The sequence below is a fragment of the Variovorax sp. VRV01 genome, from assembly GCF_014852545.1.
Classification (GTDB): Bacteria; Pseudomonadota; Gammaproteobacteria; order Burkholderiales; family Burkholderiaceae_C; genus Variovorax; species Variovorax beijingensis_A.
On the sequence record NZ_JACVBS010000021.1, the window covers coordinates 92,579 to 101,858 of the forward strand.

The window sequence follows — 9,280 nt, forward strand, 5'->3', positions numbered from 1 at the left end:
TGTCAGTCGAGCTTGATGTTGCCCTTGCGGATCACCTCGGCCCATTTCGCGTCTTCCTTCTTCAGGAAGGCCGCGAACTCGGCCGGTGTGGAACCGACGGCCTGCACGCCGACGTCGGCGAAGCGCTGCTTCACCTCGTCTTCCTTCAGTACGTCGACCAGCGCCTTGTGCAGCTTCGCGGCCACCGGTTCGGGCGTGCCGGCCGGCAGCAGCAGCCCGTTCCATTCGAAGGCCTCGTAGCCCGGCACGACCGATTCGGCCACCGTCGGCACGTCCGGCAGGCGCTTGGAGCGCTCGGGCGACGAGACTGCGAGAGCCCGCAGCTTGCCCGAAGAGACCAGCGGATAGGACGCCGCGATGGTGCTGAACATGAAGTCGACCTGGCCGCCGGTCACATCGACGATCGCGGGGCCGCCGCTCTTGTAGCCGACGTGCACCATGTCGAGGTCGAGCCGCTGGCGCAACAGCTCCGCCGCCAGCCGCTGCACCGTGCCGCTGCCGCCGGAGGCGAAGTTCAGCTTGCCCGGCGCGGCCTTGGCCCTGGCGACCAGGTCCTTCACGTCCCTGATCGGCGATTCGGCCCTGACGATGAGGAGGTTCGGCGCCAGCGAGACCAACGCCAGCGGCTGCAGCGCATTGCTCGCATACGGCATGCGCGGGAACAGGTGCGGATTGATGGAGTAGGGCGTGGCGTCGTAGAGCACGGTGTAGCCGTCGGCCGGGGCCTTGGCGGCGAAGCTCGCGCCGATGGTCCCGCTCGCGCCGGGGCGGTTGTCGACGATCACGCTCGTGCCCAGCTTCGCGCCCATGCGCACGGCGAGCACGCGCGCCAGCGCATCGGCCGAACCGCCGGGCGCGTAGGGGACGACCAGGGTGATCGGACGTTCGGGAAAGGCGGCATGGGCCGAGGCTGCGGCCAGGATGCAGATCGCCAGCACGCGGCGGATGAAGGTTTTCATGTGTGGTCTCGATGAATGATCGGGTGGAAAAGAGCGCAGCGCATCCGCTCACTCTGCTTTCAGGTCGAGGGCGCGCGCGAGCTCGCCATAGGCTTTCACTTCGCTGGCGAGCTGCGCGCCGAACGCGTCGGCACAGGTGCTGCGCGCTTCCATCCCGAGCATGCGGAACTTCTCCACCGTTGCGGGTGCGCCGGCAAACTCGGTCGCCACGCGCCGCAGCGCGGCCAGGACCTGGGGCGGCGTCTGCGCCGGCGCCAGCAGGCCGTACCACGCGTCGGCGGCGTAGCCCTGGATGCCGGCCTCCTCGAAGGTCGGCACGCCCGGCAGCAGGGCCGAACGCCTGGGCGCGGCGACGGCGAGTGCGCGCAGCTTGCCGGCCTGCACCTGCGGGAGGACCGACCCCAGGGTTGCGAAGGAGCTGTCCACCTGTCCGCCCATCAGGTCGGTCATGGCCTGCGCTGCGCCCTTGTAGGGAATGTGGTTCATCGACGTGCCGGTCAGTCGCGTGAACTGTTCGCTCGCGAAATGGCCGGAGCTGCCGCTTCCCGGCGTGGCATAGGTGCGCCTGCCGGGCGCTGCCTTCACCTCCCGCAGGAACTCGCCGACCGTGTGGACGGCCATCGTCGGCCCGACCACCAGCACCGTCGGGCTCACGGCCAGCGAACACACCGGGGCGAACGAACGGACCGCGTCGAACTTCACCCGATGGCTGTAGAGCGCCGGGATCATCGTGTGGTTGGTCGCGCCCAGCAGCAATGTGTAGCCATCCGGTGCGGCGCCGGCCACGGCTTCCGCCGCCAGGATCGTGTTGGCGCCCGGCTTGTTGTCGACCACGAAAGGCTGGCCGAGCGCGCGTGCGGCATGCTCGGCGAATGCGCGCGCCACGGTGTCGGTCGGGCCCCCCGCGGAAAAACCCACAAGGATTCGTACCGGCTTGGCGGGCCAGGCGGTCTGTGCAGCGGCGGGCAGTGCCGTGCACAGCCCCATTGAAACGGCCAGCGACGCCGTCGCCAGATGGATCTTCATGGCTTGTCTCTCGTTGTTGGAAGCGGTGTTCAGTTCGTGGCCGGCTGCCGGGCGAGCACCTGCAGCACGTTCTTCGCCGCGCCGATGCCCATGTTCACATAAGCGTCACCGGTCACGCCGCCGATGTGCGGGCTCAGCACGAAGTTCTTCTCGCCCTGGAAAGGGTGGCCCGCGGCCATCGGCTCCACCGCGAAGCTGTCCAGGCCCGCCATGCCCACCTGGCCCGAACGCACAGCAGCCAGCAGCGCCGCCTCGTCGACGAGGCCGCCGCGCGCGGTGTTGACCAGGATCACGCCGCGCCTGCACCGCGCCAGCGTGTCGGCGTTGACCAGGCCGCGGTTGTCTTCCGTCAGCGGGCAATGCAGCGAGATCGCATCGGACTCGCGCCAGATCGTCGGCAGGTCGACGGCCGTCACATGGGGCGGAAGATTCCCGGTATAGGGATCGAAGCCGATCACGCGCATGCCCAGCGCATCGGCCATGCGGGCAAAGCGCAGTCCGATCGCACCCAGGCCGACCAGCCCGATGGTGCGGCCGCCGAGTTCGAGGCTCTTGTGCGTGGCCTTGTCCCAGTGGCCGGCATGCATGCGCGCATCGAGCTGCACCACGGACTTGGCGCAAGCCAGCAGCAGGGCCAGCGCCTGCTCGGCCACCGCGGCGGCGTTCGCGCCCACGGCGGCGACCACCTCGATGCCGCGCGCCCGGGCCGCGGCCTTGTCGATGGTGTCGGTGCCGCTGCCGTGCTTGGAGATCACGCGCAGCGAGGGTGCCGCATCCATCACCGCGGCGCCGACCTTGCCGTAGCGTACGATGATGGCCACGGGGTCGTGCGCGCGGCACAGCGCCACCAGGTCTTCCTCGGTCGGTGCCTTGCCGGCGTAGACGATCTCGTGGCCCTCGAGCAGCGCGACGGCCTGCGGCGCCAGGTCGGCGCCGGTCACCAAGATGCTGCTCACAGCACCTCTCCTTCCTTGAGCACGCCGGCCGTGCGCAGCGCGCCGTTCAGCCACTTGGCTGCGGTGTCGCCTTCCTTGATGGCGGCAATGCGCGCGGCCTCGTCGCTGACCTTCCGGGCCGCCGCGGGCAGCAGCGCCTCGATCTTCTCGCGCTCCACCACCACCACGCCGTCGCCGTCGGCGATCACGAAGTCGCCCGCGCGCACCGTGATATCGCCGACCGAGACGGGATGCCCGATGCGCCCGGCAATGTTCTTGGTCGGGCCGTTCGGATTGGTGCCCACGCAGAACACCGGGTAGTTCATCTCGTCGATCTCGAGGCTGTCGCGGCAGGCGCCGTCCATCACCACGCCGGCGATGCCGAGCTTCTGGCAGGCCGTCATCATGATGGTGCCCATGAGCGCCGAGCCCTGGTCGCCCTTGCCGTCGATCACCAGCACGTCGCCGGGCCTGGCCATCGCGATGGCGGCGTGGATCATCAGGTTGTCGCCGGGGCGCACCTCCACCGTGAAGGCGGGGCCGGCGAGCTTCATGCGAGGGCGCAGCGCCTTGATGCGGCCATGCATCGCGCCGCGGCGGCCGGCCACGTCGGCCAGGATGGCGGGCTGGAATTGCGCGGCTTGCGCCACGATGTGCGCGGGCACGCGCTCGAAATCGCGAATGATGTCGGGAGGGTTGGAGGACATGGGTTTTCTTTCGGGAATGGAAAAGGTGTGGGTGGACGGACTCAGTCCATCCGGACGCCGGCGTCCTTGATGACCCGGCCCCACTTGGCGAGGTCGGCTTTCTGGGTGTCGGCGAGCTGCTGCTGCGTGCTGCCGACCAGCGTGATGCCGAGCCGGTCGGCCATGGCGGCAAGCTCGGCGTCTTTCAGGACCTGCACGATCTCCTGGTTGAGGCGCTGCACCACCGCTGCGGGCGTGCCGGCGGGGGCATACACGGCCTGCCACTGCTCCACCACGAAGTCCTTGAAGCCCGCCTGGCCCATGGTCGGCACGTCGGGCAGGGCCTTGAGCCGCGCCGCCGAGGTCACGGCCAGTGCACGGAGCCGGCCGCCCTGGATGTGCGGCAGCGCCGCGGCCACTGGCGCGAACATGAAGCTCGCGTGGCCCGCGAGAACGTCCTGGAGGGCTGGCGTATCGCCCTTGTAGGGCACATGCGTCATGCGCACGCCGGTCTGCAGACGCAGCAGTTCGCCCTGCATCTGCAAGATGGTGCCGGTGCCGCCCGAGGCGAAAGACAATGCGCCGGGCTGGGCCTTGGCCTGCGCCACGAGTTCGCCCGCCGTGCGGAATGGCTGGCTGCTGCCGACCACCAGCACGTGCGGGATCGTTCCGATCAGCGCGACAGGCTCGAAGGCCTTGATCGGGTCGTACTGCATCTTCGGCACCAGGTTGGGCACGATGGCCTGCGGTCCGATCGAGGTTCCGAGCAGGGTGTAGCCGTCGGGCGCCGCCCTTGCGACGAAGGCGGAGCCGATGGTGCCCGTGGCACCAGCCTTGTTGTCGACGATCAGCGTTGTGCCGAGCGACGCGCCCAGGCGCAAGGCAATCGCGCGGCCCAGGATATCCGTCGTGCCCCCCGGCGGATAGGGCACCACCCATGTCATGGGCCGGCCGGCCGGCCAATCGCCTTGCGCCTTGGCTGGGGCTGTTGCAATGGCCAGAAGCGACAGGGCGATGGCGGCAAGTGGGCGCCAGCGGAACAGGGTCATGATTGTCCTTTGTGGAGAGCGAGATCGAAGCCGTAGAGCACGGCCGGGTTGTCGACCAGCACGCGCCGCAGGGCCGCTGCGTCGCCGGCCCACTGCGCGAGCAGTTCCATCTGTCGGGCGTCGTCGGGCAGCGGTTGATGGCCCGCAGTGGCCGACGCATGGGGCCAGTCGCTTCCCCATACGACGCGCTCGGGAGCGGCCTGCAGGTAGCCGCGCGCCAGCGGCGCGACGTCGGCATAGGCCGGCGGGCCGGCTTCGCTCACGATGTAGCCGCCCGACAACTTCACCCAGGCGCGGCCTGCGTCGAGCAGGCGATGGATCAGCCGATGGGCCGGATGCCGTCGTGCAAGCGACGGCGGGATGCGCCCCAGATGGTCGAAGACGAGGTGGACCGGCAATTGCAAGAGCCGGCTTTCGAGTGCGGCCAGCGCATCCGGCGCAGCCAGCAGTTGGAGGTGCCATCCGTACGGCGCTGCACGCGCCGCCAGCGCTTCGAGTTGCCGCGGCGAATTCGTGACCCCCAGCGAGAGGTTGAGGCGAATGCCACGCACACCCGCGGCATGCAGCATCTGGAGTTCCGCATCACCGGCGAGTTCGTCGATCACGGCGACGCCACGCGAACCTTCGCCGTAGCCGGCCAGCGCCTGGCACATCGGGCGGTTGTCGGTGCCGTAGGTCGATGGCGTCACGAATACCACCCGTTCGGTCCCGGTGCGCTGCTGCAGTTGCCGATAGTCGGCGACGCTCGCGTCCGGTGGCATGAGTCGCGCGCCTGGCACGGCGGGAACGCGCCCGTCGTACACGTGCACGTGGCAATCGCATGCACCAGCGGGCACGCGGACCTGCGTGCGGCCTTGTCCCGCAGAGAACGGTGCCGTCACCTTCTCTTCATCCAGCGTCTGCATGGCGAGCCTCGATCCGCGGCGGCTTGTGGTCAATCGACCTTGGCGCCCGAGTCCCTGACGACCTTGCCCCAGCGCACGGTTTCTTCGCGGATGTAGGCGGCGAACTCTTCCGGCGTGCTGCCCTTCACCTCGGCGCCCTGGCTCGCGAGCTTGCGCTTGACCTCGGGGTCCTGCAGCGCCTTGTTGAAGGCCGCGTTAAGCCTGGCGACCACGTCCTTCGGCAGGCCGGCCGGGCCTGCGATGCCGAACCATGTGGCGGCCTCGAAGCCCTTGTAGCCCGACTCGTCCACCGTCGGCGCATCCGGGAGATCGGTCGTGCGCTTGCGCGAGGTGACGACGATCGGGCGCATCTTGCCGTTCTTGATGTGCCCGATCAGCGTGGGCACCGAGGACATGTACATCTGGATCTGGCCCCCGATCAGGTCGGTCGATCCTTGCGCGGCGCCCTTGTAGGGCACATGGGTGAACCGGACGTTGGCGGTCTTCTGGAACAGCTCGGTCGCCAGGTGCGCCACCGTGCCGCTGCCCGAGCTCGCATAGTTGAGCGTCTCGGGCCTGGCCTTGGCCGCGGCCACCACGTCGGCCAGCGTCTTGTACGGCGAGTCGGCCGCCACCACCAGCACCAGCGGCGCGCTGGCAACGAGGCCGACCGGTGTCAGGTCCTTTTCCGGGTTGTAGGGCAGCTTGGCGTAGAGCGTGGGATTGATTGCCAGGTTGCTGGTCTGGCCGAGCACCAGCGTGTAGCCGTCGGGCGCGGCCTTGGCGGCCGCATCGACCCCGAGGTTGCCGCCCGAGCCGGGCTTGTTGTCGATGACGATCGACCAGCCGTTGCTGGTGGCGACCTTGTTGGCGACCTCACGCGCGATCAGGTCGGTGCCGCCGCCGGCCGGGAACGGCACGATCAGCCGGATCGGCCGCGACGGATACGAGGCCTGCGCAAGAACACCGGCGGGCGCGAGGAGGGTGGCGCCGGCAACCAGGCTTGCGGCGGCCATGGCGAGACGACGCGAAGCGCCGGCACGAAGCGGGAAAGAGGGCATGAACTTGTCTCCAGTGGCCGAACTGCCCGGCCCTGTGAAGTGGGTCCGGTGCGTTCGATGGAGGCAAGTATTCGCGCTGCGGCCTTAACGGTCCAATCGATAATTTCTTGGAATCGATAAATGCCGCTTGGGGTATCAGCGGGAACGGAAGCGCCCGTGCTTGGCCAGCAGTACCACCAGGCGCTGCGCCGCCGGCGAGAGGTACCCGCTCTCGCGGTAGGTGACCACCATGCGGCGGCGCATGGTCACGCCCCGGACCTTCACCTCGCGCAGCGCCGCGCCCGAGCGGCCTTCCTGCAGGTGCAGCCGCGAGATGAAGCTCAGCAGGCCGGTCTCGGCGATCAGGCTCGGCAGCATCAGCAGCATCGTGCTTTCCACCTGCACCTGGGGCCGCGGCAGGTGGCTGCGGTCGAAGGTCTGGTCCAGCCAGTCGCGCGTCGGCGCACCGGGCGGCTGCAGCACCCAGCGGTAGCCCGCCAGGTCCTTGAGCGTCGGCCTTGTTTTCTGGAAGATCTCGTGCGAACTGATTGCGGCCACGACGATCGGGTCTTCGGCAAGCAGCTTCGAGGTGAAGCCCGGCTCCTGCGTGCCTTCGGTGCCGACCATCAGGTCGATCTCGCCGGCCCGCAGCAGTGGCGTCAGGATGTCGCCCAGGGCGACCGTCGTGCGAAGTGTGATGCCCGGCGCCTCGCCAATCAGTTCCCGTGCCGCCGGCGGCAACAGGAACTGCGCGGCCGTGGGCACGATGCCGATGCGGATGTTGCCGGCCAGGCCGCGGCCGATGTCGCCGATCTCGCGGCGCGCGCTCTCCACATCGAAGCGCGTGCGCTGCGCCCACTTGAGCAGGGCCTTGCCGGCGGCCGTGAGGCGGATGCCGCGCCCCGTTCGCTCGAACAGGGCCGCGCCACAGGCCTCCTCGAGACGCTTGACGCAACTCGTCAGCGCGGGCTGGGTCCGGTGCAGCCGCTCGGAGGCGCGGCCCATGTGCTCGAGTTCGGCAATGACCTCGAAATACTGCAGGTCGCGCAGATCCAAAATGTCTCCTGGGTTGCTCTTGCGCGACGCATGGCGCCAGGCCCTCGAGCGAATGGTCTTGCCCCGTGCCGGCGGGCACGGGCTGTTCGCAATATAGCGCCCCGCACCCTGGGAAGAAGGCGCGTCAGTTGATCCGAGCGTTGCGGAATTCCAGTTGCTCGAAATGGCTGCCCGTGAAGTCGACCTGCTCGCCGGACAGGCCGTCGGCCTGCACGGTGGTTCCGGTGCAGCCGAGGATGGCGACCCGGGTCCAATGGCTGCTGTCGAAGTTCAGGGCATCCCACTGGCAGTTGCTGAACCGGCAGCCGCTGAGCCGGCTGTGCCGCAGCTGGGATCGAGAAAACACGCAGCCGGTGAAGACGCAGTCGGTGAGCGCGATGCCTTCGAAGTCGCAGCCGGTGAAGTTGCAGCCCGTGAAACCGCAGGAGCGCCAGACGGCCTGCTTGAAGGTCGTGGCCGCGAAGCTGCTGCCATTGAAGGTGGAAGTGACGAACTGGGCCAGGTCGAGATCGAGGCCGGCATAGGCCAGGCTGTCGGCCTGCCCGACGAGGCCGGCGGGTGCGCCTCCCATGCCTTTGCGCCAGAGGTCGTGGTCGGTGATGATTTTTTGGGAACTCATGATGGAAAAGAGAACTCAGGCGCCATCGACTGGCATGAACAGATCGCCGGACGAGACCATGACGCGCGGAGCATTGTCCATGGCCTCCCACTGCACATTGGCTGCTGCTGGCTGTCCATGGCGACAAGCCGAATTGACATGGGGCCTCCCGTGGATGACCGTCTCTGTGGCAGGCGGTCCGACGATGAAGCGGCTTTCCTGGCGGATCAGGCCGTAGACGTAGACCGGGTTGTTTGATTATGTACGTCCTGTTCGAGGCCGCTTAAGCACCCGAAAGTAGCAATGCATGCGACGGGGTGCGCCATGCGTGAACAAATGCACGCCGCAATGGGCCGGGCGAGTTTCGCGCCGTTGCGCCTAGCCCGCTCATCGCATCGTCATCGGCCCTTCACGTCGGGGCGCAATACTACAGAAGATGCCCGTCGGCGCTGGTAGAGGTTGCCTTTGGCACCCGCCTGCAGTGCGGGTCCTCGAGGCCGGCGGCATCTCATCGATCGCACATCGGGGCGATCACTGAACACGAGGAGATTGCCATGACCATGGACCTGCTTCGAAGCATCGCATCGACCCGCCTGCCAAAGTCGATCACCTCGCCCGAAGACATCGACAGGGTCAGGATCCTGAGAGCCGCCGGATTGGTGGTCGCATTCGTTCCCGCACAGGCGACGCAAAAAATAATTCGAAAGCAATATGGGATCGAAAACTACTTCGTATTGCTGACGGAAAAAATTCACGAACGAGTTTTAAAAAAATATCGAGGGCTGTTTTGTTCATCCACAAGTAACGGACTCTTACTAGAGTCGCGCTTGATCAATGACTCCGACCAGGAGCTCATCGACGCATCCCGTGCTGTCCATCTCAGCAGACAGCTTCGCTTCAATGACTTCAGGAGAAATCACCATGGCAGTAGACATGTTCATGCGCGTCGAGGGCGCGAACGGCGAATCCAAGGACTCGAACCACAAGGACTGGACGGATATCAAGTCGTTCGCATGGGGAGCAACGCAGCCTGGCAACATGGTCAGC

The 9,280-nt window shown here is 67.5% G+C and carries 10 protein-coding genes; 1 reads left to right on the forward strand and 9 read right to left on the reverse strand.

Annotation, left to right across the window (positions count from 1 at the left end; genetic code table 11):
* Positions 1–2: 2 nt before the first annotated feature.
* The 9 genes from IB278_RS28415 to IB278_RS28455 all read right to left on the reverse strand — a co-directional run bounded on the left by IB278_RS28415 (position 3) and on the right by IB278_RS28455 (position 8,254).
* Positions 3–959, reverse strand: coding sequence for a Bug family tripartite tricarboxylate transporter substrate binding protein (locus tag IB278_RS28415; protein WP_192327117.1), 957 nt, complete (start codon positions 957–959; stop codon positions 3–5).
* 48 nt (positions 960–1,007) lie between these two features.
* Entirely contained in the window at positions 1,008–1,985 is a 978-nt protein-coding gene (locus tag IB278_RS28420; RefSeq protein WP_192327120.1) for a Bug family tripartite tricarboxylate transporter substrate binding protein, read from the reverse strand.
* A 29-nt stretch (positions 1,986–2,014) separates the two neighbouring features.
* Complete coding sequence (locus IB278_RS28425; protein ID WP_192327123.1) at positions 2,015–2,941, reverse strand: NAD(P)-dependent oxidoreductase; 927 nt, start codon at positions 2,939–2,941, stop codon at positions 2,015–2,017.
* A complete protein-coding gene (locus IB278_RS28430; protein WP_192327126.1) occupies positions 2,938–3,627 on the reverse strand; it encodes an RraA family protein in 690 nt (229 codons plus the stop codon). The genes IB278_RS28425 and IB278_RS28430 overlap by 4 nt, the downstream gene beginning before the upstream one ends.
* A gap of 41 nt (positions 3,628–3,668) precedes the next feature.
* The gene (locus IB278_RS28435; RefSeq protein ID WP_192327129.1) at positions 3,669–4,655 is read right to left on the reverse strand and encodes a Bug family tripartite tricarboxylate transporter substrate binding protein; all 987 of its coding nucleotides are present in this window, start codon (positions 4,653–4,655) and stop codon (positions 3,669–3,671) included.
* Positions 4,652–5,560 (reverse strand): amidohydrolase family protein, encoded by a 909-nt coding sequence (locus tag IB278_RS28440; RefSeq protein ID WP_192327132.1) that lies wholly within the window; start codon positions 5,558–5,560, stop codon positions 4,652–4,654. Before IB278_RS28440 ends, IB278_RS28435 begins: the two co-directional genes overlap by 4 nt.
* 29 nt (positions 5,561–5,589) lie before the next feature.
* On the reverse strand, positions 5,590–6,600 hold the full coding sequence (locus IB278_RS28445; RefSeq protein WP_192327135.1) for a Bug family tripartite tricarboxylate transporter substrate binding protein: 1,011 nt from the start codon (positions 6,598–6,600) through the stop codon (positions 5,590–5,592).
* Between the two features lie 135 nt (positions 6,601–6,735).
* Complete coding sequence (locus tag IB278_RS28450; protein ID WP_192327138.1) at positions 6,736–7,635, reverse strand: LysR family transcriptional regulator; 900 nt, start codon at positions 7,633–7,635, stop codon at positions 6,736–6,738.
* A gap of 124 nt (positions 7,636–7,759) precedes the next feature.
* Positions 7,760–8,254, reverse strand: coding sequence for a pentapeptide repeat-containing protein (locus IB278_RS28455; protein WP_192327141.1), 495 nt, complete (start codon positions 8,252–8,254; stop codon positions 7,760–7,762).
* 900 nt (positions 8,255–9,154) lie between these two features.
* On the opposite strand from IB278_RS28455, the gene IB278_RS28460 reads away from it, so the two are divergent.
* On the forward strand, positions 9,155–9,280 hold a 126-nt coding region (locus IB278_RS28460), incomplete at its 3' end, for a type VI secretion system tube protein Hcp (protein WP_192326697.1).